Annotated in this window: 25 protein-coding genes and 1 tRNA gene; 14 read left to right on the forward strand and 12 right to left on the reverse strand. The window is 64.0% G+C overall.

Annotated elements, in window-relative coordinates; all coding sequences use genetic code 11:
- The 3 genes from VGP39_RS26805 to VGP39_RS26815 form a co-directional block, all read left to right on the forward strand.
- Window positions 1–831, forward strand: an 831-nt coding sequence (locus VGP39_RS26805; RefSeq protein WP_327571114.1) for a branched-chain amino acid ABC transporter permease, incomplete at its 5' end; no start/stop codon positions are given.
- Window positions 828–1577 (forward strand): ABC transporter ATP-binding protein, encoded by a 750-nt coding sequence (locus VGP39_RS26810; RefSeq protein WP_327571115.1) that lies wholly within the window; start codon window positions 828–830, stop codon window positions 1575–1577. The genes VGP39_RS26805 and VGP39_RS26810, both read left to right, overlap by 4 nt.
- Window positions 1574–2233 (forward strand): ATP-binding cassette domain-containing protein, encoded by a 660-nt coding sequence (locus tag VGP39_RS26815; RefSeq protein WP_327571116.1) that lies wholly within the window; start codon window positions 1574–1576, stop codon window positions 2231–2233. The genes VGP39_RS26810 and VGP39_RS26815 overlap by 4 nt, the downstream gene beginning before the upstream one ends.
- Before the next feature lie 240 nt (window positions 2234–2473).
- Here VGP39_RS26815 and VGP39_RS26820 read toward each other — a convergent pair whose 3' ends face one another.
- Complete coding sequence (locus VGP39_RS26820) at window positions 2474–2869, reverse strand: (R)-mandelonitrile lyase (protein ID WP_327571117.1); 396 nt, start codon at window positions 2867–2869, stop codon at window positions 2474–2476.
- 274 nt (window positions 2870–3143) lie between these two features.
- Here VGP39_RS26820 and VGP39_RS26825 point away from each other — a divergent pair, with 274 nt between their 5' ends.
- Window positions 3144–4037 (forward strand): LysR family transcriptional regulator, encoded by an 894-nt coding sequence (locus VGP39_RS26825; protein WP_327571118.1) that lies wholly within the window; start codon window positions 3144–3146, stop codon window positions 4035–4037.
- Window positions 4038–4061: 24 nt separating this feature from the next.
- Here the strand turns inward: VGP39_RS26825 and VGP39_RS26830 are convergent, their stop codons facing one another.
- The 7 genes from VGP39_RS26830 to VGP39_RS26860 all read right to left on the reverse strand — a co-directional run bounded on the left by VGP39_RS26830 (window position 4062) and on the right by VGP39_RS26860 (window position 9880).
- Entirely contained in the window at window positions 4062–4448 is a 387-nt protein-coding gene (locus VGP39_RS26830) for a putative quinol monooxygenase (RefSeq protein WP_327571119.1), read from the reverse strand.
- A 34-nt stretch (window positions 4449–4482) separates the two neighbouring features.
- Window positions 4483–4848: an SDR family oxidoreductase gene (locus VGP39_RS26835; RefSeq protein WP_327571138.1), complete on the reverse strand. Its 366-nt coding sequence runs from the start codon at window positions 4846–4848 to the stop codon at window positions 4483–4485.
- 210 nt (window positions 4849–5058) lie between these two features.
- Window positions 5059–5844: a carboxymuconolactone decarboxylase family protein gene (locus VGP39_RS26840; protein WP_327571120.1), complete on the reverse strand. Its 786-nt coding sequence runs from the start codon at window positions 5842–5844 to the stop codon at window positions 5059–5061.
- Between the two features lie 707 nt (window positions 5845–6551).
- The gene (locus tag VGP39_RS26845; RefSeq protein WP_327571121.1) at window positions 6552–6770 is read right to left on the reverse strand and encodes a DUF3126 family protein; all 219 of its coding nucleotides are present in this window, start codon (window positions 6768–6770) and stop codon (window positions 6552–6554) included.
- A 110-nt stretch (window positions 6771–6880) separates the two neighbouring features.
- Window positions 6881–7708 (reverse strand): serine O-acetyltransferase, encoded by an 828-nt coding sequence (gene cysE, locus VGP39_RS26850; RefSeq protein WP_327571122.1) that lies wholly within the window; start codon window positions 7706–7708, stop codon window positions 6881–6883.
- 230 nt (window positions 7709–7938) lie between these two features.
- Window positions 7939–8691 (reverse strand): alpha/beta hydrolase, encoded by a 753-nt coding sequence (locus VGP39_RS26855; protein WP_327571123.1) that lies wholly within the window; start codon window positions 8689–8691, stop codon window positions 7939–7941.
- Between the two features lie 52 nt (window positions 8692–8743).
- Window positions 8744–9880, reverse strand: coding sequence for a hypothetical protein (locus VGP39_RS26860; RefSeq protein ID WP_327571124.1), 1137 nt, complete (start codon window positions 9878–9880; stop codon window positions 8744–8746).
- A 133-nt stretch (window positions 9881–10013) separates the two neighbouring features.
- Between VGP39_RS26860 and VGP39_RS26865 the strand changes: the two genes are divergently transcribed.
- Window positions 10014–10259 carry a zinc-finger domain-containing protein gene (locus VGP39_RS26865; RefSeq protein ID WP_327571125.1) on the forward strand — a complete coding sequence of 82 codons (246 nt, stop codon included), beginning with the start codon at window positions 10014–10016 and terminating at the stop codon, window positions 10257–10259.
- A 7-nt stretch (window positions 10260–10266) separates the two neighbouring features.
- Window positions 10267–11463 carry an FAD-dependent monooxygenase gene (locus VGP39_RS26870; protein ID WP_327571126.1) on the forward strand — a complete coding sequence of 399 codons (1197 nt, stop codon included), beginning with the start codon at window positions 10267–10269 and terminating at the stop codon, window positions 11461–11463.
- A gap of 34 nt (window positions 11464–11497) precedes the next feature.
- On the opposite strand, the gene VGP39_RS26875 is transcribed toward VGP39_RS26870, so the two are convergent.
- The 3 genes from VGP39_RS26875 to VGP39_RS26885 all read right to left on the reverse strand — a co-directional run bounded on the left by VGP39_RS26875 (window position 11498) and on the right by VGP39_RS26885 (window position 12936).
- Entirely contained in the window at window positions 11498–11956 is a 459-nt protein-coding gene (locus VGP39_RS26875) for a twin-arginine translocation pathway signal (RefSeq protein WP_327571127.1), read from the reverse strand.
- A gap of 105 nt (window positions 11957–12061) precedes the next feature.
- Window positions 12062–12727, reverse strand: coding sequence for a hypothetical protein (locus tag VGP39_RS26880; protein WP_327571128.1), 666 nt, complete (start codon window positions 12725–12727; stop codon window positions 12062–12064).
- A 122-nt stretch (window positions 12728–12849) separates the two neighbouring features.
- Window positions 12850–12936: transfer RNA gene (locus tag VGP39_RS26885), tRNA-Leu, on the reverse strand.
- 87 nt (window positions 12937–13023) lie between these two features.
- Here VGP39_RS26885 and VGP39_RS26890 point away from each other — a divergent pair.
- The gene (locus VGP39_RS26890) at window positions 13024–13884 is read left to right on the forward strand and encodes an alpha/beta hydrolase (protein ID WP_327571129.1); all 861 of its coding nucleotides are present in this window, start codon (window positions 13024–13026) and stop codon (window positions 13882–13884) included.
- 5 nt (window positions 13885–13889) lie between these two features.
- Here the strand turns inward: VGP39_RS26890 and VGP39_RS26895 are convergent, their stop codons facing one another.
- A complete protein-coding gene (locus VGP39_RS26895) occupies window positions 13890–15500 on the reverse strand; it encodes an ABC transporter substrate-binding protein (RefSeq protein WP_327571130.1) in 1611 nt (536 codons plus the stop codon).
- 213 nt (window positions 15501–15713) lie between these two features.
- Between VGP39_RS26895 and VGP39_RS26900 the strand changes: the two genes are divergently transcribed.
- From VGP39_RS26900 to VGP39_RS26930, 7 genes are all read left to right on the forward strand, one after another.
- Window positions 15714–16844 (forward strand): M20/M25/M40 family metallo-hydrolase, encoded by a 1131-nt coding sequence (locus VGP39_RS26900; protein WP_327571131.1) that lies wholly within the window; start codon window positions 15714–15716, stop codon window positions 16842–16844.
- 213 nt (window positions 16845–17057) lie between these two features.
- Window positions 17058–17999: an ABC transporter permease gene (locus VGP39_RS26905; protein ID WP_327571132.1), complete on the forward strand. Its 942-nt coding sequence runs from the start codon at window positions 17058–17060 to the stop codon at window positions 17997–17999.
- Window positions 17999–18889 carry an ABC transporter permease gene (locus tag VGP39_RS26910; RefSeq protein WP_327571133.1) on the forward strand — a complete coding sequence of 297 codons (891 nt, stop codon included), beginning with the start codon at window positions 17999–18001 and terminating at the stop codon, window positions 18887–18889. Before VGP39_RS26905 ends, VGP39_RS26910 begins: the two co-directional genes overlap by 1 nt.
- A gap of 165 nt (window positions 18890–19054) precedes the next feature.
- Window positions 19055–20704 carry an ABC transporter ATP-binding protein gene (locus VGP39_RS26915; RefSeq protein WP_327571134.1) on the forward strand — a complete coding sequence of 550 codons (1650 nt, stop codon included), beginning with the start codon at window positions 19055–19057 and terminating at the stop codon, window positions 20702–20704.
- Between the two features lie 144 nt (window positions 20705–20848).
- The gene (locus tag VGP39_RS26920; RefSeq protein WP_327571135.1) at window positions 20849–22384 is read left to right on the forward strand and encodes a M81 family metallopeptidase; all 1536 of its coding nucleotides are present in this window, start codon (window positions 20849–20851) and stop codon (window positions 22382–22384) included.
- A 5-nt stretch (window positions 22385–22389) separates the two neighbouring features.
- On the forward strand, window positions 22390–23562 hold the full coding sequence (locus VGP39_RS26925) for a M20 aminoacylase family protein (protein ID WP_327571136.1): 1173 nt from the start codon (window positions 22390–22392) through the stop codon (window positions 23560–23562).
- The coding region (locus VGP39_RS26930; RefSeq protein WP_327571137.1) for an amidase family protein at window positions 23555–24225 on the forward strand (671 nt) is incomplete at its 3' end. The genes VGP39_RS26925 and VGP39_RS26930, both read left to right, overlap by 8 nt.

A 24225-nucleotide genomic window follows, 5' to 3' on the forward strand; every position in this document is an offset into this window, starting at 1 on the left:
TCGTTCGGGCAAGGCCTGTTCTTCGCCGCCGGCGGCTATGGCGTGGCGCTGATCGCCAACGCGTCAGGCATCACCGACGCCGTGGCGCAGGTCATCATCGGCGCGGTCTGCGGCGGCCTGCTCGGCCTGGTGATCGGCCCGCTGATCGCGCGCTACAGCGGCATTTTCTTCGGCATGCTGACGCTGGCGCTGTCGATGATGCTGTATGGCGCGCTGCTCAAGTCGACCGCGCTCGGCGGCTCCGACGGTTTCAATGTCGGCCGTCCCAGCCTGTTCGGGATGGTCTTCGCCGATACCCGCGAGGCGGATTTCATGCTGTATGCGGTGTCGGTGGTCACCACCGGCCTTGCCGGCATCGCCGCCACCATCCTGTTCCGCTCCGAGCTTGGCCTTGCCAGCCTCGCGGTGCGCGAAAACAACCTGCGGGTCGAATATCTCGGCCTTTCCGCCAACCGCATCGTCACCATCAATTTCGTTATCGCGGCGATTTTCGCCGGCGCCAGCGGCGCGCTCGCGCTGATGGCGCAGCGCCACATCGATCCGCAATTCGCCTACTGGACCACTTCGGGCGAATTCGTGTTCGTGGCGGTGCTTGCCGGCTACCAAAGCGTAGCAGCCGTGTTCGTGGCGTCGGTGGCGCTGGAACTGGTGCGCTCGTTCTCGAACCTGTACCTGCCCAACACCTGGCAGCTGGTGCTCGGCATCTTCCTGCTCGGCGTCATCCTGTTCCTGCCGCGTGGCATCGGTTCGCTCTGGATCAAGGACCGGCATCACAAGAAAAATCCCGTCGCACCCGCGCCACTCGCGGGCGAAAAAGGAGCGGTGTCGTGAAGGCGGTGCTGTCCGTGCGCGGGTTGGAAAAACGCTTTGGCGCGGTGGTCGCCGCCGACGCTTTGACGCTCGACATCGCGGCCGGGCAAAGGGTGAGCCTGATCGGCGCCAATGGCGCGGGCAAGACGACCTTTGTCAACATGGTGACGGGCTATACAAAACCCGACGGCGGCGCGATCGCGCTCGACGGGTTCGACCTTGCAGGGCGCTCGCCGAGAGACGTGGCCCGGCTCGGCATTTCCAGGTCGTTCCAGATCCCGCAATTGTTCATCGAACTCACGGCGTGCGAGAACCTCAGCGTTGCCTTCTCCGGCGCGCGAAGCCAGGGGCTTTCCTTTCATGCGCCGGCGAACGCGCCTGATCGACGCGACACGTCGATCGAGTTGCTGGCGCGGTTCGGACTTGCCGATCTCGCCGACCGGCCGGTTTCGGAACTGGCGGGCGGCGTGCGCAAGCTGATCGATATCGCGATGGCGCTGGTGCGCCGCCCAAAGCTGCTGCTGCTGGACGAGCCGACCTCGGGGGTTTCCGCGGAGGAAAAGTTCGCTGTCATGGACCGCGTGATCCATGCGGTGGCGCCGGACGCCGCGACCATCGTCTTTGTCGAGCACGACATGGACATCGTCAGCCGCTACGCCGACCGCGTGGTGGCGTTTTATAGCGGCCGCATCCTTGCCGACGGCGATCCGAACGACGTGCTGAACGACCCGGAGGTGCGCCGTTACGTCACCGGGGGCGGGCGATGAACGCCGCGCCATTGCTTGCGATCGACAATCTGGTGGTCGAGATTCAATCGATGCCGGCGCTGCGCGGCTTTTCGATCGACGTGGCGCGAGGCGCGATGGTCAGCCTGGTCGGCCGCAACGGCGCCGGCAAGACAACCCTGATGCGCTCGATCATGGGGCACCTTCAGCCCACGCAAGGCGCGATCCGCTTCGATGGCGCCGATCTTGCCGCGCATCCGCGCCACACCCGCGCTAGCCTCGGCATCGGCTACATGCCGGAGGACCGCTGCCTGGTGCCGCAGCTGACGGTGGAAGAGAACATCCTGCTGCCGCTGTGGGTGGCAAAACATCTCGACCGCCGGGCGAGGCTGGACTTCGTCTACCAGGTGATCGGCGAACTTGCCGAGATGCGCCACCGCAAGGCGCTGCTGCTCAGCGGCGGCCAGCAAAAACTGGTCGCGCTCGGCCGCGCGCTCGGCATCGGCACCAGATGCCTGCTGCTCGACGAGCCGTTCGAGGGCATAGCGCCGGTGCTGTCGGAGCGATTGTCCGAAGTGCTGGCCACGCTGAAGGGCGGCGATCTCACGCTGTTGATGTCGCAGTCCGACATGAATCATTCGCGCGGCCTGATCGACGTCGAGTTCACGATCGAGCGCGGGGCCAACGTGGCGAGCTAGGCGCCTGGCCGCTCTGTCCCATCGTTGAAGGCCCAACTGCGCAGGCCGGGGGGTAACGTCACTCGTCATTGCGAGCCGACGGTCGGCGCCAAGCGCCGCCCTAGGACGGGCTCCGCCAAGCAATCCAGAAGGCGCGCAGAAAGATGGATTGCTTCGTCGCGGAGTTCATCATCGGGCCGGCCAAAGGCAGGCCGGACCCGTTGGCTCCTCGCAACGACGAGCTGTCGCCGTATTCGGCGTTCAGCGGCGGTATTGCGCGTCGCTGACCTTTTCCATCCAGTCGACGTTCTTGCCGTCAAGCGATTCCGTAACGGCGATATGCGTCATCGCGGTGGTCGCTGTCGCGCCGTGCCAGTGCTTCTCACCGGGGGGAAACCAGATCACGTCGCCGGGCCGGATTTCCTCGACCGGTCCGCCCTCGCTTTGTACCCAGCCAAGGCCGGAGGAGACGATCAGCGTCTGGCCGAGCGGATGGGTGTGCCACATGGTGCGGGCCCCGGGCTCGAAGGTAACCTGGCCGCCGCTGACGCGTGCCGGATCGCCGGCCTGAAACAGCGGGTCGACACGGACGGTGCCGGTGAACCACGCTTCGGGGCCTTTGCCCGAAGGTCGTGAACCGTTGCGTTTGATATCCATTGCTCCGTTCCTTCTCGCGATTAAGTCACTTCCTGCCGCAGCCTCTGCAAAGCCCGGATGCGCCGATGCCAGCATGGCCAAGCCGCCTGCGAGCAGACTCCTCCGCGTAACCACGCGCTGCGTTTCCGTCGCACCGCCCTTCATGTGTCGAACTCCGTTGGCTTTGTGGGTTCTGATCTGCTGATCTGCGTCCAATTCCTGTTCCAGATTTAACGCGTGCGGCAACAGCGACAAGCCGCTATAATTAGGATGGACTTATAAGGGGAATCGATAAGTGCAGCGCGGCAATCTCGACGACCTCGCAGCCTTCCTGATCGTCGCCCGCGAGGACAGCTTTACCAAAGCGGCGGCAAAACTCGGCGTCTCGCAGTCCGCGCTCAGCTACACCATCAAGGAGCTCGAGGCGCGTTTAAAACTCCGCCTCCTGACGCGCACCACGCGCAGCGTCTCGCCGACGGCGGCGGGCGAGCGACTGCTCGCTCACGTCGGTCCGCGGCTGGAGGAGATCGAGGCCGAACTTGCCGCCTTGAGCGAGCTTCGGGACAAGCCCGCCGGCGCCATCCGCATCACCGCCACCGAATACGCCACCAACGCGATCTTGTTGCCGAAGCTCGCAAAACTGTTACGCGATTATCCGGACATCAAGGTCGAGATCATCAACGACTATGGCCTGACCGATATCGTCGCTCAGCGTTTCGATGCCGGGGTGCGCGACGGCGAGCAGGTGGCCAAGGACATGATCGCGGTGCGCATCGGCCCCGATGCGCGCATGGCGGTGGTGAGCGCTCCGTCCTATTTCCGCAACCGGCGAGAGCCGAGCAAGCCGCAGGAGCTGGTCGAGCACAACTGCATCAATCTGCGCCTGCCCACCCATGGTGGGTTTTATGCCTGGGAGTTCGAGAAGGGATCGCGCGAACTCAAAGTCCGGGTCGAAGGCCAACTGTCGTTCAACACCACGAGCCAGATGCTCCATGCAGGGCTGGCAGGCCTCGGCCTGACCTATCTGCCGGAGGGCCTGGTGCAACCGCACATCGCCAAGGGCCGCCTCAGGCGGGTGCTGGAGGACTGGTGCCCGCCCTATCCGGGCTACCACCTCTATTACCCGAGCCGGCGCCAGCCCTCCGCGGCGTTCGCATTGCTGGTCGAGGCGTTGAGGTGCCGAAGTTGAATAGCGAGGTAGCGTATCGCGCGCTCACTTCGGCTTCGTGCCGAGCATGATCGGCGTGGTCCGCACCAGCTTGAGTGACCTGACCATGTTCTCCACCGTCGCCTTGTATTTCTTGAAATGCGCGGTTTCCAGATGCGACCGGTAGGCATCCGTATCGCGATAGATCTCGAACACTTTTACACGCGCAGGATTTTCTTGCTCGGAAACAGCGTATAGCGCCAGCACGCCTGGCTCGACGCGAATAGCGGTTTCGATCTGCTCGGTCACCGCGGCTCTATAGGCGTCAAGCTGTGCGGGGTCGATCTCGATTTCGGCTTGCTGCACGTATAGCATGTCATCGGCCATGGCCGGCCCGGGAGCGGGCGCCGCCAGCACCGACGCACCCAGAAAAACAAGTTGCCTGATGTCCATATCGGCCTCCGGACAAATGAAGCGAACGCCGGCTTCAGCGTATCGTATACCCGCCATCGGCCGCGAGCGCATGCCCGACCATGAAACTTGCCGCGGAGCTGCAAAGCCAGAGCACGGCGCTTGCAATCTCCTCGGGCCGGCCAAGGCGGCCGATAGGCACGTCTTTCAGCATCGCGTTGAGGGCGTCAGCCTGGGTGGCCATCATGCTGTTGAGCATCGAGGTATGTATGATGCCCGGGCATACCGCATTGATGCGAATGCCCCTCGCGGCATAATCCAGCGCCGCGCTTTGGTGAGCCCGAGCACGCCGTGCTTGGAGGCCTGGTATGTTCCGCGCTTGGCGCCGCCCACCAGTCCTCTGGCTTCCTCGTTCGATCTGTGCGGTTAGTGCGTGATGAATTTAGTTTGAGGCGGCTCCTTCTCACCTCTCCCCGGAGGGGAGAGGTCGAAGCCGGAGCGCAGCGCAGGCTTCGGGTGAGGGGTCCTTCCACGCAACTGACTCACAGAAAGTCCCCTCACCCGCCGCGCATCTGACGATGCGCGTCGACCTCTCCCTGCGGGGAGAGGTGGTCTGAGCCTCGTGGCGATCGGACTTAAAGTTATCCTGCTCCTAGCGGGGCCGCCTGGCGAAAACATCCTTGGCGATGGGCATCGCCGAAAACACGTTGGGCCAGCCGGCATAGAAGGCCAGCTGCGTGACGGCTTCCGCGGCTTCCGCCTGCGTCAGCCCGTTATCCATCGCCCTGTTGAGGTGCGGCGTCAGCTGCGCCGTCTGGCCATTGGCGATCAACGCGCTGATGGTGACCAGACTGCGATCCCTGGGTGCAAGGTCCGGACGCAGCCACAGATCACGGAACAGCACATCGGTGGTGTACTGCACGACCCCCGGAAAGGTCGCGCCGAACAATTCCTCGACGCGCGTGGCGCGCTGCGCCTCACCAGCTTCGTCGAGCGGCAGCAGCGCGACGGCGGCGGCGGGAAGCTGATCGGCGCCGATGCCGCGTGCCGCAAAGACATCCCTGGCGACGGCGACCGCCGACATCGCATTGGCCCAGCCGGCGTAGAACGCCAGATGCGTGACGAGTTCCGAGATCTCGCGCGGCTTGACGCCGTACTCCAGCGCCAGATCAAGATGATACGGCAGCTCAATGGTCTGGTTGCGCGCAATCAGGGCCGCCAGCGTGACGATGCTGCGGTCGCGCGCCGCAAGGCCGGGGCGCTTCCACACCTCGCCGAGAAGACGGTTTTGCGTGTAAGCCTCCAGCGCCGGAGCAACTTTCCGCACAGCTTCATAGGTCAGCATCGGCTTTGATCCGTTCGTCGTAGTCTGCTCTGCGCGAGCCGATGGCGCCGTCATCAGCCAGAGCAACGCGATGGCCGCGGTCTGAAGTTTCATGGGTCATCTCCTGTCGGTGGCGCGAATAGGGGCAACGCCTTGGCTGGGCGCAATCGCAGTGAGCAGGCGCAGGGAGAGCGCTGGCAGGCACGACCAGCGAGCTCGCGAGATAAACCGAAGCCAATCTCCGGCCCACATTCGCGATAAGAACGAAGCCGCAAACTGGCTGCCGGAGGCAAGTCCCGAGGCGAAGTCGCTGAGACCTAGGTCCAAGTGCACCGGCATAGCCAGGCCGATGACGGGAACCGCAATGAACATCACGGCCATGATCGGCATTAGCGCCGCGGTGGATAGGCGCTGGCCGGCCGTGCGGCCAACTGCGCTACATGCATTGTCATTCCGGTTCATGATCGATCGCATCCGGTTTTCACCGGACCAAATCCCTTGTCATCAAGCAAATAGCGTTGCGTGCCGCGCCGATCCGAGCGATCGCCGTTGACGAGGCTTGTTATATGCCGCGGTTCGCCATGCGATTAGATGGCTGAATTGGCATGGACCTATGAAGGGAGTTTATGAATTGGTCCGGCTTTGCGGATCTGGTCGGCGATGCGGCCGCGGGTTGCGTGCCCCCGGGTGCGCAGCGCGCGCCACGACTATCGCCGCGTGGTGCGCTGCTAAGCCGGGGTCGTAACGAGGCTCAGTGTTTACGACGGTCCCGGCTCTGCGCAGCAGCGTGAAGAACGCTGCAGCGCGTCCGGGAGCCGGGCTCAGCCCTGATCGACCAGATCCTCCTCGAGGATCGCCATCTGGAACTGGAACGAGCGGTCGTCGTCCTCGTCGTCGACGAACAGCACGCCGATGAATTCCTCGCCGATATAGACCTCCGCCGAATCGTCCTTTTTCGGCCGCGGCACCACCCGGATCTTCTGGTTGCCGAACAGGCGCTTGAGGTAGGCGTCGAGTTTCCTGACTTCCTGAACGTCCACGGGTGTCTCCAATGCAACTGAGGTTTTGCGGAAAGCTTTTATTGCGAGTTGAGACCCGCGGCCAAGGCCGTTATGACGAATTTACGCCCGCACATCAAACAGTCAAAAAATCAAAGCCCCATCGCGTTGATCATCTGATCCATGGTGCGCGACGGCTCGGCGCAGCCGGCCTCGCCGACGATCCTGGCCGGAACGCCGGCCACGGTGACGTTATGCGGCACCGCCTTCACCACCACGGAGCCCGCCGCGATCCGCGCGCAATGGCCGACCTCGATGTTGCCGAGAATCTTCGCGCCGGCGCCGATCATCACGCCGCTGCGGATTTTCGGATGACGGTCCTCGTTCTCCTTGCCGGTGCCGCCGAGCGTGACGCCGTGCAGGATCGAGACGTCATCGTCGATGACAGCGGTCTCACCGACCACAAGTCCGGTGGCGTGATCGAGGAAAATGCCGCGGCCGATCCTGGCGTTGGGATTGATGTCGGTCTGGAACACCGCCGAGGAGCGGCTCTGCAGGTAATAGGCAAAATCCTTGCGGCCCTTGTTGTGCAGCCAGTGCGCCAGCCGATGGGTTTCGATGGCGTGAAAACCCTTGAAGTAGAGCAAGGGATCGATGAAGCGCGAGGTGGCCGGATCGCGGTCGTACACCGCGACCAGGTCGGCGCGGAACGCGTTGCCGAGGTCGGGCTCGTCGCGCAGCGCTTCGTCATAGGTCTGGCGGATCAGATCGCCCGACAGCGCCTGATGATCGAGCCGTTCGGCAATGCGGTGGATCACCGCGTCTTCCAGGCGCTCGTGATGCAGCACGGTCGAATAGATGAAGGACGCCAGTTCCGGCTCGCGGCGGACGATGTCTTCCGCCTCGGTGCGGATGCGATCCCAGATCGGATCGAGCGCCGCCAGTTTTGCGTTTTGCGGATTGATCTGATGCATGGCCATGACGCTGCTCTCGCAAATTTTAAGTGTCTCGTCCGGCATCTTAGCACGGCGGGCGGACGGCTGTCCCGCTGTCCATCCGGCAAAAACGTGTACCGGTTAAGCCGGCAAGTTCAAGCTAAACGATTGAGGTCGCGCGTCTTCTTAACCAAACGGACTTCACTTTCGGTTGAAAGCCGTCGGATAGAGGTGGTCGGGAATTTGCACAAATCAAGCCGCCCGCGAGCGGCAAATCACGGGCGACGGGACAAGAACTCAAGCACCCCGGCCTTGTAGACCTTGTCGCCGACCGCCCGCATGTGATCGCGATTGGGAATGTTGAGCACCTGCGACCCCGGAATGATTTTGCCGAGCGCCTCCGCCGAACCCGCGATCTCATCCTTCGTGCCGACCGCGATCAGCACCGGCACCGTGATGCCGGCGGCTTCCTGCTCCGTCATCAGCCGCCGCGAGCCGCGCAGGCAGGCGGCGAGCGCGCGGCGGTCGGAGCGGGTCTGGTCGGCGAAGGCGCGGAAGGTGCGTCCCACCGGATCGGTGACGTCATCCAGCGACGGCGCCTCCAGCGCTTCGGCAACATTTTCGCCGGGACCGCCGCCCTTGATCAGGCCGCTGCCGATGCCGCCGAGAATCGCCGCGCGCAGCCGCGCCGGTTGATAGCGCGCGAGATAGGCCGTGGTCCGCCCGCCCATCGAATAGCCCATCATGTCGGCACGCTCGAACTTGAGATGATCCAGCAGCGCGATCACGTCGCCGGCCAGGATTTCGATGCTGTATTCCCCGGGATCATAGAGCTTGCTGGAATCGCCGTGGCCGCGAAGGTCGATCGCAACGACGCGGCGGCCGTTCTTCTTCAACTCCGACACCCAGCCCGGATACACCCAGTTGACATTCTTGCTCGACGCAAAGCCGTGCACGAGGATGATCGGATCGCCCTCGCCTTGGTCGAGATACGCAATTTCAACAGCGCCGTTGTGAAAGCTCGGCATCGTCAATTCCATTTTTGCTTGGGGATGAAAACTCGGCGGAAGCGCGCTCAACTTAGCCGTGTGCGGTAAAGCCCGCCAGAGCCGGCTGAGCCATTGCCGCTACCTGCTTGCGCAGCCGCCTCGCCTTCTTGCGCGACAGCCACGCCATCGTCAGCCGCTCGGTGGTTGCCTTGATAGAGGCCACAAACCCCAACAGCGCCAGCAGCGCCCAAAATATCCACAGCGCCAGGTTGAACGCGCCGGCCGCGAGCAGCAATGCGCCGCGCCCGAGCAGTTTCATGATCGCGCGGGTCTGACCGCCCTTGGACTCGGCGAGCCTGGCTGCGCGGGCGACGTCCTTCGGGCCTTCGGCGATCCGCAGCGTATCGAGCGCGCCCTTGGTGCCCGCCTTCTCGCTGAGGCGGCCGACATCCTTGGCGAGGCGCACCAGCCCACCGGCCTTTTCGGCGCGGAAGGCGGCCTTGATGGCGCTGATGGTTTGGCCGGGCCGCATCACCGAGCCGGTCGCGACCGCTTGCCGAAGCATCGGCGCATCGACGATTTCGCGCGCAGAGCGGCCGGCCCACCGCGTCAGGCCCTCGCCGAGCCGCCCGACCTTGCGGGCGTCCTTCACCAGCGTCAGGCCCGCTCGCACCGGCACCGCGCCGCCGAGCGAAATATAGGTTGCCGCCGTCACCGCAAGCCCTGCCGTTGCAAGACCGAGTATCAGGTGGTCGGTATCCTCGCCCATGGCGAGATGCTTGCCTTCACGCACCACATCCCTGATATCGCCGAACACGATGAGGTCGCCGGCCACCGTGCCCGACAGGCTGGCGACGTCGTCGGCGGTGCCCGTGACGAGGCCGGTGGCAAAACGTTTGGCGAAATGCGACGCCGAATTTTGCTCGGTGACGGCGTCGGCGACCCGACGGGACAGATCGTCTGCCAGCGGGATGTTTTTCGCCGCGGCGAGTTCGACAAAACTGTTCGCCAGGTCGGCGTCGCCGGCCGCCAGCGCCGCTTCGATGTTTTGCGCGATGAGTTCAGGACTGTTCCGCAGCGCAGAATTGAGCCGGAGGTCGGAGAGCGCGGCGGGATCGTCCTGCGCGGCCAGGATGGCGCCGGCGTCCCGGGCATGTGGCCACAGCAATGCGCACGCCAGCGCGCATCCCGCCATGCCGACAATTGCCGAGCCGATCCGCAACCGCATCTTGAAAAACCCTTCGTTTCCGCTTTCCTAAGATAATATGCCGTGTTTACGACACAACTGCCCCGACGAAAGAAGGGCTTCTCTCAGGCGCCAAGATTGTGTCGAATTTGCATGAGCATGGCAGGTGAACATCATGGCCGACCAGGTCGTTCCGCACTTTCACAATGATGCAGGCGTGGCCGTCATCGAGATCGGCTCGCACGAATTCATGTGCGTCGGCGCCAATCCGCCGTTCGATCACCCCCACGTCTTCCTCGATCTCGGCAACGACAACGAGATCATCTGTCCCTATTGCTCGACGCTGTATCGCCATGCCGCCGATCTGGCCGCCGGCGAAGCTCGGCCGCCGGAATGCGTGCTGAAGGACAAAGTCGCCTGACAAGCCCTTGGCCGCGTCACGCACCATCGTCGTCGCTGGTGCCGGTATCGGGGGACTGACGGCGGCGTTGGCGCTCGCGGCAAAAGGATTCCGCGTCGTCGTGCTGGAGAAGGCCGAGCGGCTCGAGGAAGCCGGCGCCGGCCTGCAACTCTCCCCCAATGCCAGCCGCATCCTGATCGAACTCGGGCTGCGGGATCGCCTGGACGCGCGCGCGGTCACGCCGGAGGCCATCAGCATCTTCAGCGCACGCAGCGGCGGGGAAATCGCGTGCCTGCCGCTCGGCGAGGCCGCAAGCTTTCGCGCCGGCGCGCCCTACTGGGTGGTGCATCGCGCCGACCTGCAATCGGCGCTGCAGGCGAAGGTCGACGGCCATCCCGATATCGAGCTGCGGCTCGGCTGCCAGTTCGAAGACGCCGCCCCCCACGCCGGGGGTCTCAGCGTGGGCCAGCGCAGCGGGACGACACGCCGGCAGGAAGCGGCGCTGGCGCTGGTCGGCGCCGACGGCGTCTGGTCCGCGGTGCGGCATCAATTGTTTCCGCAGATGCAGCCGCAATTCGCAAGGCTGATCGCCTGGCGCGGCACCATCGAGGCCACGCGATTGCCGCCCGAATATGCGGCCAGGCGCGTGCAGCTGTGGATGGGATCGCACGCGCATCTGGTCGCCTATCCGATTTCCGGCGGGCGCCAGATCAATGTCGTCGCGATCGTGCCGGGGACATGGAACAGGCCGGGCTGGAGCGCCCCCGGCGATGCGATGGAGATCAGAAACGCCTTCGCGCCGCGGCATTGGCCGGGGCCGGCGCGCTTGATGATCGGGGCCGTCGATGACTGGCGAAAGTGGGCGCTGTTTACCGTCGCGGGCGGCCACTGGAGCAGCGGCGCCGTGACGCTGCTCGGCGACGCCGCGCACGCGATGCTGCCGTTCGCCGCCCAGGGCGCGGGCATGGCCATTGAGGACGCCGCGGTGCTGGCGAAATGTCTCGGCGGCGCCGGCGACAGCGCGGCGGGGATTGCGCCGGCGCTGCAACGCTATGCCGGTTTGCGCCGCGCGCGGGTGGCCCGGGTGCAGCGCACTGCGCGGCAAAATGGCAGGATCTACCATCTGAGCGGCGCGGCGGCGCTGGCCCGCGATCTTTTCATCAGGGCCATCGGCCCGCAGCGCATGCTGGCGCGGCAGGACTGGATCTACGACTGGCGGGCGTAGGGCTGCGATCCTGCGGGCAGGCCCGGGTTCCACATCAATAGATGGCGCTGCCCGACCTGGCCGAGCCATGGCCCTTGCCAGGCGCCGGCGCCGCGGGCGCAGGCGCGACCGGGGCCGCCGAGGCCGGCAGTGTGGCGACGCATTTGTTACGCTGCCAGACCTCGTCGGCAAGCCTCGCCTGCCCGCGGGTGGAAATGTAATCGTTGCGGTAGGCCAGTTCGGCGATCACCACCCCGCCCGTTCCGGTCTCGGCCTTCGCCATCAGCCCCTGCAACTCCGCGGTGCGGAAGGCGATGGTCTTGCGCTCGTTCTCCAGTTGCTTGCAGTCGTACTGATCGTATCGCGCAGGGTCGACGAACGCGCTCGACGCCATGCTGTCGCCGACACTGGCGCAGCCGGCGAGGCTGGCGCAAAGCCCGGAGGCGAGCAACAGCAGCGCCGCTGTGGAGGCGGTGCGCGGCGCCGGCCGGACGGGGTGAGAGCGATCGGTCATGGTTCGCTGGTACAGGAACAACATTGAAGCTGCGTAAAACACCGAGGCGTGACCGGATTGAGGCTGGCAAGGCTGCATGGCAATTGAAGTTGGGGCGCTAGGCTTTCATCGGAGGGGGGGCATGCAAGACTTATAGTCGAAATTGCCGCAGAAAAGTTGCTGTACAATGATCGCCACACCGAGGGCGATCGCTGGTTTGAGCCATTCCGGTATGCTTGCGATGCTTTGCTGTGATTGCCACTTCGTTCGGCCTGCTGGTGAGTATGCCTCGGATGCGCGCATCGGCCACAGTATGTCATACAGCTGAATCGATTCCTCCTTTACACCCCCTTGCACATAGTTAAAGAGGTTGTCGTATATGAAAAAAGTAGCTCCTTCATTTTCCCCGAGAAATATGCCCCCCTTGGATATCACCGTGCAATAGCCAGGATCCGTATCGCTCTTCGAAGGAACAGGATCAGCCAATTTGAATTCTATTCCGGAATAGGACTTCCCCCGATGATCGAATGCCCGCTTTTTGAGCGGAAGCAGACGAAACTGGCAGGTGTTGAAGTCTACCGCGTATCCATCTCTTGATTTGAAAAATACGACCGTCGAATCGGTGCGTGATTTCTTTCTGGTCCCATCGCGGAACGACAGGAAGAAATATATCTTTTCGTACGAAACAAGTACGATTTCATCGGGATCCAGCTGAACCGGCTGCGCTGCCTTGGTGCCCGATGCAAGGCATGCGAGGAGCGCAACGAGAATGGATGTGATGTAAATCCGCATGGGTTTGACTTCCGTGACGTCAAACGGCCAAATGCGACACTAGCATTTGGTTGTATATTTGGATAGCTCAAACCGGTGCGTTTAAGTGGCGAGACAGAATGTCTTGGTTGACCCAATTCTTCTGGTGCGGGCGGTGGGACTCGAACCCACACGACGTTGCCATCGAGGGATTTTAAGTCCCTTGCGTCTACCAGTTCCGCCACGTCCGCGTTGGTCCGGGATGCTTAGCGTGTTTTAAGGGACGGTGGAAACCGGTTTTCTGGCGCTGGCCGACCGGGGTCCGTCGGATTTTGTCCATGACCAAGCTCGAACAAATCACCATCGCGCCGGGTCTGACGTTCGACGTCCTCCTCGCCGGCGCGCCGGACGCCCCGTTCGTGCTGCTGCTGCACGGCTTTGCCGAATCCATGCACTGCTGGCGCGCGCAGGTGACTGCCCTCGCCGCCGCGGGCTACCGCGCGATTGCGCCGAGCCAGCGCGGCTATTCGCCCCGCGCGCGTCCCGACCCGAACGACACCGCGAACTATCACATCGACCGCTTGATGGACGACGCGATGGCGATCGTCGCCGCCTGCGGCTATGCCGACCGCCGCTTCCATCTCGTCGGCCACGACTGGGGCGGCAGCATTGCCTGGTCGCTCGCGGATCGCTTCCCGCAGCGGCTGGCGTCGCTCACCGTGCTGTCGCGGCCGCATCCGAACGCCTTCAACCGCGCTCTGCAACTGCCCGACGGCGAGCAGGCGCATCGCTCGCGGCATCACAAGGCGTTTCTCGAGCCCGATGCCGCCGATGTGGTGCTGGCCGACCATTCCAAATGGCTGCGCGAGCGCCTGGCGGCGGCCGGCGTTCCCGCTGCCGCGATCACGGAGCATCTTGGCGTCCTCGGCAACAAGCCCGCGATGGAAGCTGCCCTCGCGTGGTATCGCGCGCGCGGCGCGATCCGCGGGCCGCTCGGCGTGATCCGCGTCCCGACGCTCTACATCTGGGGCGACGCCGACGACACCGTCGGGCGGATCGCCGCCGAAGCAACCAAGGATTTTGTTTCAGCGCCCTATCGGTTCGAAGTGCTGCCGGGCGTCGGCCATTTTGCATCCGACCAGACGCCCGATCGCGTCAACGAACTGCTGTTACGGCACCTCGCGGCTTATCCGGTGTAGTCCCCTCACTCCTTCTTCTCGATATTCCAGAACACCGGCGTTGCCGGGCCGTCGAGCACGCCGGTCAGCGACTTCCGCCACACGCTGGGCGCCAGATATTGCCCGAGCGGGATGTAGATCACCTGATCGTAGGCTTCCTTCTGGATCTCGGCGGCGAGCTTCTTCTGTTCCTCCGGCGAGCCCGAACGCGCGAAGGCGTCTTTCAGCTGTTCGATCTTGGTGTTCTCCGCCCAGCCGAACCATCCGCCATTCTTGCCCCGGCCGCCGATCGAGGAATTGGCGATCGGGTTGACCACATCGGCGCCGACCCAGTTGGTGAAGAACATGTTCCAGCCGCCCTCCTTCGGCGGCTTCTGGCTGGCGCGGCGGGCCACCACGGTCTGCCAGTCGGTGGCTTGCAGATCCACCTTGAAGCCGGCTTCGCGCAACAGCTGCGCGGCGACCACCGGCTGCGCCTTCAAGGTCACGACATCGCCGGGCGCCATGATCACGATCGGCGTGCCGTCATAGCCGGATTCGGCGAGCGCTTTCTTCGCCGCCGCCATTCCGTTGCCTTTGACCAGCGTGTCGGCGCCTTCTTCGGTTGCCAGCGGCGTGCCGCAGACGAAAAACGCGCCGCAGATCTTGTAGTATTCGGGATTGCCGACCAGCGCATCCAGCACGTCCTTCTGGTTCATCGCCAGGAAGGCGGCGCGACGAACCTTGACGTTGTCGAACGGCGGATAGAGAAAATTCATCCGGCCCAGGGTCTGGAAGCCGAGCTTGTTCAGCGTTTCGACCTTCATGTCCTTGTTCGCCGCAAGCAGCGGCAACAGATCGAACGACGGGTTCTCTATGAAATCGATATCGCCGGACTGCAGTGCGTTCACCGCGGTCTGCGCGTCCGCCATGGTGATCCATTCGACGCGGTCGACTTTCACCACCTTAGCCCCGGAGGTCCAGCTTGCCGGCTCCTTGCGCGGCACATAATCCTTGTTCTTTTCATAGACCGCCTTCACGCCGGGCTGGAATTCGGCGGCTACGAATTTGAACGGGCCGGAGCCGATCTGCTCCTTGATCTGCTGGCCCGCCGGCGTTTCGGCCATCCGCTTCGGCATCATGAACGGCACGTAGGAGGACGGTTTGCCGATCGACTCCAGAACCAGGCCGTAGGGCTCTTTCAGCTTCAGCGTGATGGTCTTGGCGTCGGGAGCCTCGATGCCGGCGGTAAAGTCCATCAGCTTCTGGCCCATATTGTCGACGCGGCCCCAGCGTTTCAACGAGGCCACGCAATCTTCCGCCGTCACCGGCGCGCCGTCATGCCACTTAAGGCCGTCGCGCAGCGTGAAGGTGTAGGTCAGCTTGTCGTCGGAAACCTTCCAGTCCGCCATCTGCGGCTGGACCTTGAAACTGGAATCGGTCGCCAGCAGCGTGTCGTAGACCATGTAGCCATGATCGCGCGTGATATAAGCCGTTGTGAAGCCCGGGTCGATCGTACGGAGGTCCGAATGCATCACCGCGGTGAGCGTCTTGGTGGCCGCTAACGCCGGAGTTGCCAAAAACGCCGAGAGCACGAGCGCCGGCAGGGTGAATATCGACGCAAACGTAGAACGCAGCCGACGCGGTTGAAGGAACATTCGATCTCTCCTGGCTTGAAACTGGTCAAAGGCCGATGATTCATTATGCAGGCCGCGCTGATTGCGGCCGCATAACGCCATGGTTCTTCTTAAGGCTTTGAGACTTGCACCAAGCGTGCCATGCGTCAATCGCGTTCCCGCGCGGCGTATCGGCGCTGGCGCAGGTGCCGGTTTTCACCTTACAAAGGACCGGTCAGCCACGAGAGACGCCAGATGAACCCCGCCAATCTTCCGTTCGATTCCGAGGCCATGCTGCAGGGCTTGCAGACCTGGGTCGAGTGCGAAAGCCCGACCTGGGACGCTGCTGCGGTGGAGCGCATGCTCGACATCGCCGCGCGAGACATGGCGATCATGGGCGCCTCCATCGAGCGCATCGCGGGACGGCAGGGCTTTGCCGGCTGCGTCCGTGCCCGCTTCCCGCATCCCAAACAAGGCGAGCCGGGAATCCTGATCGCGGGACATTTCGACACCGTGCATCCGGTCGGCACGCTGGAAAAACTGCCGTTCCGCCGCGACGGCAACAAGTGTTTCGGCCCCGGCATCTTCGATATGAAGGGCGGCAGCTATCTTTCGCTCGAGGCGATCCGGCAACTCGCGCGCGCGTCGTTCACCACGCCGCTGCCGGTCACCGTGCTGTTCACGCCGGACGAGGAAGTCGGCACGCCCTCCGTGCGCGACCTCATCGAGGCCGAGGCCGCCCGCAACAAATACGTGCTGGTGCCGGAACCGGGCCGCGCCAACAACGGCGTTGTCACCGGGCGTTACGCGATCGCACGGTTCAATCTGGAGGCCATCGGCCAGCCGAGCCACGCCGGCGCCACGCTCTCCTCCGGCCGTTCCGCGATCCGCGAGATGGCGCGGCAGATCATCGCCATCGACGGCATGACCACGGAGGATTGCACTTTCAGCGTCGGCATCGTGCACGGCGGACAATGGGTCAATTGCGTTGCGACGACATGCACCGGCGAAGCGCTGAGCATGGCCAAGCGGCAGGCCGATCTCGACCGCGGCGTCGAACGGATGCTGGCGCTATCCGGCACATCGAACGACGTCACGTTCAAGGTGACGCGCGGCGTGACCCGGCCGGTGTGGGAGCCGGACGCAGGCACCATGGCGCTGTATGAAAAGGCGCGCAGCGTTGCGAAGCAGATGGGCGTCGATCTCCCCCACGGCAGCGCCGGCGGCGGCTCCGACGGCAATTTCACCGGCGCGATGGGAATCCCGACGCTCGACGGACTGGGCGTGCGCGGCGCCGATGCCCACACCCTGAACGAGCATATCGAAGTCGACAGCCTCGCCGAGCGCGGCCGCCTGATGGCCGGATTGCTGGCGACGCTGGAGTAATAAGAGGCCGTGGCACGCCAATTGCTAAACTTGCGTTGGGGCAACGATCTGCGAAAGTAGTGTGATGATTGATTTTTGCAGCTCTCTTCCCGTCGTCCCCGCGAAGGCGGGGATCCATACGCCGTGTCTTGTCGTTATAGCACGTGGGTGGAGACCTGCTTTAACAACGAAGGCCAGGGGTTATCGGTCCCCGCCTTCGCGGGGACGACGAAAGTGCTAGGCTACCTCATCCGCCGCGTGCTCGCCGCCATCCCCGTGATGGGCGTGGTGGCGCTGTTCGTGTTCCTGCTGCTGCGGCTGACGCCGGGCGACCCCGCCGCGATTCTTGCCGGCGATAACGCCTCGCCCGAACAGCTGGAGCGCATCCGCACTTCGCTGGGGCTCAACGAGCCGCTCTACACGCAATTCTTCACCTGGATCGGCAAGCTGCTGCACGGCGACCTCGGCGTGTCGCTGATTTCGAACGTGCCGGTGCTGAAGATGATCAGCCAGCGCGTCGAGCCGTCGATCTCGATCGCGGTGTCGACCATCGTCCTCGCCATCGTGGTCGCGGTGCCCCTCGGCGTCATCGCCGCGTGGAAGCACGGCACCTGGATCGACCGCTTCGTGATGGGGCTGTCGGTGGTCGGCTTCTCGGTGCCGGTGTTCGTGATCGGCTATGTGCTGATCCAGGTGTTCGCCATCGACCTGCGCTGGCTGCCGGTGCAAGGCTATCGCAGCATCCATAATGGCTTCGGTCCGTACTTCGAGCGACTCATCCTGCCGACCTGCACGCTGTCGTTCATCTATATCGCGTTGATCGCGCGCATGACCCGCGCCTCGATGCTCGACGTGCTCGGCGAGGATTACGTGCGCACCGCGCGCGCCAAGGGTATTTCCGAGAGCGGCGTGCTGCTGCGCCACGCGCTGCGCAACGCCGCGGTGCCGGTCATCACCGTGATCGGCACCGGTTTTGCGCTCCTGATCTCCGGCGTGGTGGTCACCGAGAGCGTGTTCAACCTGCCCGGCGTCGGCCGCCTCACCGTCGACGCCGTGCTCGCGCGCGACTATCCCGTCATTCAGGCGATGATCCTGCTGACATCGGGCATCTACGTCACCGTTAATCTCCTGATCGACGTCGCCTACACCCTGCTCGATCCCAGGATCAGATACTGATGGCGATCGAAACCCTCCCAGAGCCCTCAATCCCCATCACCACGCCATTTCGGCCAGGTCTCGGATTCCTGACCTCGACGCCGATCATCGCCGCCGCCACGATCTGCCTTGCGCTGGTGATCGCCTCCGCCATTTTTGCGCCGTGGCTTACGCCGCACGATCCGCAGCTGCTCGCGCCCGCGCTGCGATTGAAGCCCGCCAGCGCCGAGCACCTGCTCGGCACCGATGCCTATGGCCGCGACGTGCTCGCGCGCATTCTCTACGGCGGCCGCATCTCGCTGCTGATCGGATTGGGTGCGGCCGTCGTCAGCATCGCCATCGGCCTCATCATCGGGCTCATCTCCGGCTTTTTCAGATGGGTCGATGCGGTCATGATGCGGGTGATGGACGGGCTGATGGCGATCCCGAGCATCCTGCTCGCCATCGCCGTGGTGTCGCTGTCCGGCGCGAGCCTGATGACGGTTCTGGTCGCCATCACCATTCCGGAAATTCCACGCGTGGCGCGGCTGGTGCGCTCGGTGGTGCTGTCCGCGCGCGAGGAGCCTTATGTGGAGGCTGCGATTTCGGTCGGCTCCAGCTTGCCGAAAATCATGCTGCGGCATCTGATGCCGAACACGGTCGCGCCGCTGATCGTGCAGGGTACCTATGTCTGCGCCTCGGCGGTGCTTACCGAGGCGATCCTGTCGTTCCTCGGCGCCGGCATCAGCCCGGAGACGCCGACCTGGGGCAACATCATGGCCGAGGGCCGTGCCTATTTTCAGATCAAACCGTCGCTGATCTTCTGGCCGGGACTGCTGCTGTCGATCGCGATCCTTTCCGTCAATCTGATCGGCGACGCCGCCCGCGACGCGCTCGATCCCCGCATGAAACGGCGCGAGGGCGGGAAATGAGAAGCACAATCCTCTCCGTGCCCCGGACGCAGCGCACCACGCCGCTCTTCGCGGCGTGGTGCGCTGCCGAGCCGGGGCCGTTACGAAGCACGGCGTTTGTTACGATCCCGGTTCTGCGGAGCGGCATGAAGAATGCCGCACCGCGCCCGGGACACGGGGCTTGAGATGGCCGCGATCGTCCTCGACATCGACAACCTTATCGTCGGGCTCGGCAAGAACCCGCGCAACGCGCGCATCATCGACGGCGTCTCCCTGCAAGTACGCGAGCGTGAGACACTGTGCCTGGTCGGCGAAAGCGGTTCCGGCAAGTCGGTCACCGCGCTGACCGTGATGGGCTTGCTGCAAAAGGGTTCGCTGGTGCCTTCCGGCGGCAGCATCAAACTGGTCGGCGAGGAAATCCTCGCCGCCAGCGACCGGCGCTTGCGGCAATTGCGCGCCACCCGAATGGCAATGATTTTTCAGGAGCCGATGACCGCGCTCAACCCGGTGGTGCCGGTCGGCAAGCAGATCGACGAAGTGCTGCGGGTCCACACCGACCTCGACGCCCGCGCGCGGCGCCAGCGCATCCTCGCAATGATGGAACAGGTGCGCCTGCCCGACGTAAAACGCATTTTCGCGTCCTATCCGCACCGGTTGTCGGGCGGCCAGCGCCAGCGCATCATGATCGCGATGGCGCTGGTGCTGGAGCCGAAGCTTTTGATCGCGGATGAGCCGACCACCGCGCTCGACGTTACCACGCAAAAGCAGATTCTGACCCTGATCCGCGACCTGCAGCGGGATCACGGCACCGCCGTACTCTTCATCACCCACGACATGGGCGTGGTCGCCGAAATCGCCGATCGCGTCGCGGTGATGCGCGATGGCCGGCTGGTCGAGACGGGAACGCTCGACGCCATCCTGCGCACGCCGACCATGGAATACACCCGCAACCTCTTGTCGGCGGTGCCGAGCCTGATTCCCCGCGCGCCGCGCGAGGAATCCTCCGAACCGGTGGTGCTGGAGACCAACGACCTCGGCAAGATCTATCGCGAGCGCTCGTTCTTCGGCAAAACCCGCGAAGTCGCCGCCGCGCAGGACGTGACGCTGACGCTGCGCAAAGGACGCACGCTGGGCATCGTTGGCGAAAGCGGCTCCGGCAAATCGACGGTGGCGCGCTGCATCGTCCGGTTGATCGACCCTACCTCCGGCGGCATTCGCCTCGCCGGGCGCGAAATCTCCGATTTGTCCCGCGGCCTGCTGCAGCCGCATCGCAAACGTATCCAGATCATCTTCCAGGACCCCTATCGCTCGCTCAACCCGCGCATCACGGTGGGCGAAACCATCGCCGAGGGGCCGATCAATTACGGCATGCCGCACAAGCAAGCGCTGGCAAAAGCCGCCGAGCTGCTCGAACTGGTCGACCTGCCGGTTGACGCGATCTCACGCTATCCGCATCAATTCTCCGGCGGCCAACGCCAGCGCATCGCGATAGCGCGCGCGCTGGCGCTCGATCCCGACGTGCTGGTCGCGGATGAAGCCGTCTCCGCGCTGGATGTCTCGGTACAGGCGCAGGTGCTGGAACTGCTCGACGACATCCAGAAGCGGCTCGGCATCGCCCTGTTATTCATCACCCACGATTTGCGCGTTGCGGCGCAAATATGCGACGATGTCGCCGTGATGCAGCATGGCCGCATCGTCGAGCAGGGCCCGGCGGCGCAAGTCCTCACAAATCCGCAAGTTGCCTATACCCGCACGCTGCTTGACGCAGCCCCCGGACGGGAGTGGGATTTTGCCAACTTTCGGCCGGTCGAACATTCGCCGTCATGGCCGGGCTAAAGCGCGAAGCGCGTCTTCGCGCATATGTCCCGGCCATCCACGTCTTTGGTGTGAGCAAGGAAAGAAAGACGTGGATGCCCGGGACGAGCCGGGGCATGACGAACTATAAGGCTGCATCCTTGCACGAAATTTGAGACACCCTTCATGACACGCATCGCCGTCGGCGGTTTCCTGCACGAGACCAACACCTTCGCGCCCACCAAGGCGGTCTATGACGCTTTCCTTCATGGCGGCGGGTGGCCGCCGATGCGCGAGGGCGCAAAACTGCTCGAGAAGATGCGCGACATCAATGTCGGCATCGCCGGCTTCATCCCGGCCGCGGAAGCGATGGGCTGGGAGCTTATGCCGACGATCTGGTGCGCCGCGAGCCCGTCGGCGCATGTGACGAGAGACGCCTATGAGCGCGTCGCAAAAGCGATCGTCGATGGCGTCAGGACGGCGGGTGCGATCGACGCGGTTTATCTCGATCTGCATGGCGCCATGGTCGCCGAGCATATCGACGATGGCGAGGGTGAAATCATCGCACGCGTGCGCGACGTGATCGGCAGGGATTTGCCGCTCGTGGTCAGCCTCGATCTGCACGCCAATGTGACGCCACAAATGGTCGAACAATCGGATGCGCTGATCGCCTATCGCAGCTACCCGCACATCGACATGGCCGATACTGGCCGCGCTACCGCACGACATCTTGCGCTGCTGCTGCGCTCAAAACATCGTTTCGCGAAGGCGTTCCGGCAAATCCCTTTTCTGATTCCGATCAGCTGGCAATGTACCAACGACGAGCCGTGCAAGAGCATTTACGCAAAACTCGCCTCACTTGAGAGCGACGCGGTGCCGACGCTGTCGTTCGCGCCGGGCTTTCCGGCGGCCGATTTCCCCGACTGCGGCGCGAGCGTGTTCGCCTATGGCCGGACCCAGGCCGACGCGGATGCGGCCGCGGACCAGATCGCCGCGCTGATAGCCAGCCATGAAAGCGATTTCGACGGCCGCATCTTCACGCCCGATGATGGGGTGCGGTTTGCGATGGAGGCCGCACAACGTGCCGGCAAGCCGATCGTCATTGCCGACACCCAGGACAATCCCGGCGCCGGCGGCGACTCCGACACCACCGGCATGTTGCGCGCGCTGGTCCGCAATGGCGCGACGAACGCGGCGATCGGCGTCATCGTCGATCCGGAATCGGCCAGGGTCGCACATGCGGCGGGACCGGGCGCGATTGTGAGGCTCGGGCTCGGCGGCAAGTCGGGAATTCCCGGCGACGCGCCGTTCGAGCACAATTTTGTCGTCGAGAAATTGTCCGACGGAAAATTCGCAGCGCCCGGTCCCTACTTCGGCGGCAGCATGATGAACCTCGGCCCTTCCGCCTGCCTGCGCATCGGCGGCGTCAGGGTCGTGGTCGGATCGCGCAAGGCGCAACTCGCAGATCGGGCGATGTTCCGCTTCGTCGGCATCGAACCATCAGAGCAATCGATCCTGGTCAACAAGAGTTCGGTGCATTTCCGCGCCGACTTCGAACCGATCGCGGAAAAGATCATCATCTGCGCAGCGCCAGGCGCAATGCCTGCCGACACCTCGACATTGCCATGGACGCGGCTGCGCCCCGGCCTCCGTCTCAAGCCGAACGGAATCCCGTTTACGCCAGCACCGAAACCACCTTCCATCTCTCCTGCCATCGGATAACAAAAATGCCCAACATCGACCGCATCGAAGGCTTTGTCGACGAACTCACCGCAATCAGGCGCGACTTGCACGCGCATCCGGAAATCGGCTTCGAGGAAGTGCGGACATCCGGCATCGTCGCCGACAGACTGACGCAATGGGGCATCGAGGTGCATCGCGGCCTCGGCGGCACCGGCGTGGTCGGCGTGCTCAAGGGTAATGGTTCAAGCGGCAAACGCATCGGCCTGCGCGCCGACATGGACGCGCTGCCGATGGAGGAAAACACCAATCTGAAATGGCGCTCGACGATTCCCGGCCGCTTTCACGGCTGCGGTCACGACGGCCATACCACCATGCTGCTCGGCACCGCGCGCTATCTCGCCGAGACCAAAAACTTCGACGGCACCGTGCATTTCATCTTCCAGCCGGCGGAAGAAGGTCTCGGCGGCGCGCGCGCCATGATCAAGGACGGGCTGTTCGAGAAATTTCCGTGCGACGAGATTTATGGACTGCACAACGCGCCCGATCTCGATCACGGCGAGCTTGCCATTCTTCCGGGGCCGGCGATGGCCGGCGCCGATTTCTTCGACATTGTCATCACTGGCTACGGCGCGCATGGCGCGACACCCGAAAATGCCAAAGACCCGGTTATTGTCGCCATGACGGTGGCACAGGCCTTGCAAAGCATCGTCAGCCGCAACGTCAATCCGCTGAAGTCGGCGGTGCTGTCGATCACGCAGATTCACGCGGGCTCCGCCTACAACGTCATTCCCGGCGAAGCAAAACTCTGCGGCACGGTCCGCGCCTTCGACGATGGCGTGCGCGCGCTGATCCGTGAGCGCATGCGCACGATCTGTGCGGGCATCGCAAGCGCCTTCCAGGTCGAGATAGCAGTCGATATCCGCAACATCTTCAGCGTTCTCGTCAACAGCGAGGAGCATTCGAAAGTCATCGCCGAGGTCGCGCGTACCGTCGTCGATCCGGCGAAAGTCATTACCCGATCGGCGCCGAAGATGGGCAGCGAGGATTTCGCCGACATGCTGCATGCCGTGCCCGGCGCCTATTTCTGGCTGGGCCACGAAGGCTCGGTGCCCTTGCACAATCCCGGCTACATCCTCGACGACAAGATTTTGCCGATCGGCGCCAGCATGTTTGCGCGCATCGTCGAAACCCGCCTTCCGGTTGCCGCCCATGCATAAAGCAGCCCTTAAGGAAACGGTGACATCGCTGCACGATCTCAGCGCTGTCGACCTCATCGCCGGCTTTCGCGCTAGGCAATTTTCGCCAACCGAAGTGCTGGAGGACGTGTTCGCGCATATCGCGGTATGGGAGCCGCATATCAAGGCGCTATATGCGTTCGATCCGGATGGCGCCCGCGCCTCTGCAAAGGCTTCAACCGCGCGCTGGCACAAGGACGAGCCGGTCGGTCCGCTCGATGGCGTGCCCACCACGATCAAGGAGAATATCGCCACTCAAGGCGTTCCGGTGCCGCTTGGTGCCGCGACGACAAAGCTCGTTGCTGCCGCTGCCGACGCACCGCCGGCGGCGCGGTTGCGCGAAGCGGGGGCGGTGATTTTCTCAAAGACCACCATGCCGGATTACGGCATGCTGTCCTCAGGACTCTCCAGCTTCCACCCCCTCACCCGCAATCCCTGGGATCTTTCGAGAAATCCCGGCGGCTCCAGCGCCGGCGCGGGAGCCGCCGGTGCCGCCGGTTACGGCCCGCTGCATCTCGGCACCGACATCGGCGGCTCGGTGCGGCTTCCGGCGTGCTGGTGCGGTGTGGTGGCGCTGAAGCCGAGCCTCGGCCGCGTTCCGGTCGATCCGCCTTACGTCGGCCGTGTCGCGGGCCCGATGACGCG

Source organism: Bradyrhizobium sp. (assembly GCF_036009065.1).
Taxonomy (GTDB): domain Bacteria; phylum Pseudomonadota; class Alphaproteobacteria; order Rhizobiales; family Xanthobacteraceae; genus Bradyrhizobium.

Excerpts from the sequence above, each read along its gene's own strand:
- VGP39_RS26815 (WP_327571116.1), top strand. The coding sequence starts at position 1,574 with ATGAACGCCGCGCCATTGCTTGCGATCGACAATCTGGTGGTCGAGATT.
- VGP39_RS26820 (WP_327571117.1), bottom strand. The coding sequence starts at position 2,869 with ATGGATATCAAACGCAACGGTTCACGACCTTCGGGCAAAGGCCCCGAA.
- VGP39_RS26830 (WP_327571119.1), bottom strand. The coding sequence starts at position 4,448 with ATGGACATCAGGCAACTTGTTTTTCTGGGTGCGTCGGTGCTGGCGGCG.
- VGP39_RS26840 (WP_327571120.1), bottom strand. The coding sequence starts at position 5,844 with ATGAAACTTCAGACCGCGGCCATCGCGTTGCTCTGGCTGATGACGGCG.
- cysE (WP_327571122.1), bottom strand. The coding sequence starts at position 7,708 with ATGGCCATGCATCAGATCAATCCGCAAAACGCAAAACTGGCGGCGCTC.
- VGP39_RS26855 (WP_327571123.1), bottom strand. The coding sequence starts at position 8,691 with ATGCCGAGCTTTCACAACGGCGCTGTTGAAATTGCGTATCTCGACCAA.
- VGP39_RS26860 (WP_327571124.1), bottom strand. The coding sequence starts at position 9,880 with ATGCGGTTGCGGATCGGCTCGGCAATTGTCGGCATGGCGGGATGCGCG.
- VGP39_RS26865 (WP_327571125.1), top strand. The coding sequence starts at position 10,014 with ATGGCCGACCAGGTCGTTCCGCACTTTCACAATGATGCAGGCGTGGCC.
- VGP39_RS26875 (WP_327571127.1), bottom strand. The coding sequence starts at position 11,956 with ATGACCGATCGCTCTCACCCCGTCCGGCCGGCGCCGCGCACCGCCTCC.
- VGP39_RS26880 (WP_327571128.1), bottom strand. The coding sequence starts at position 12,727 with ATGCGGATTTACATCACATCCATTCTCGTTGCGCTCCTCGCATGCCTT.
- VGP39_RS26890 (WP_327571129.1), top strand. The coding sequence starts at position 13,024 with ATGACCAAGCTCGAACAAATCACCATCGCGCCGGGTCTGACGTTCGAC.
- VGP39_RS26895 (WP_327571130.1), bottom strand. The coding sequence starts at position 15,500 with ATGTTCCTTCAACCGCGTCGGCTGCGTTCTACGTTTGCGTCGATATTC.
- VGP39_RS26900 (WP_327571131.1), top strand. The coding sequence starts at position 15,714 with ATGAACCCCGCCAATCTTCCGTTCGATTCCGAGGCCATGCTGCAGGGC.
- VGP39_RS26910 (WP_327571133.1), top strand. The coding sequence starts at position 17,999 with ATGGCGATCGAAACCCTCCCAGAGCCCTCAATCCCCATCACCACGCCA.
- VGP39_RS26915 (WP_327571134.1), top strand. The coding sequence starts at position 19,055 with ATGGCCGCGATCGTCCTCGACATCGACAACCTTATCGTCGGGCTCGGC.
- VGP39_RS26920 (WP_327571135.1), top strand. The coding sequence starts at position 20,849 with ATGACACGCATCGCCGTCGGCGGTTTCCTGCACGAGACCAACACCTTC.
- VGP39_RS26925 (WP_327571136.1), top strand. The coding sequence starts at position 22,390 with ATGCCCAACATCGACCGCATCGAAGGCTTTGTCGACGAACTCACCGCA.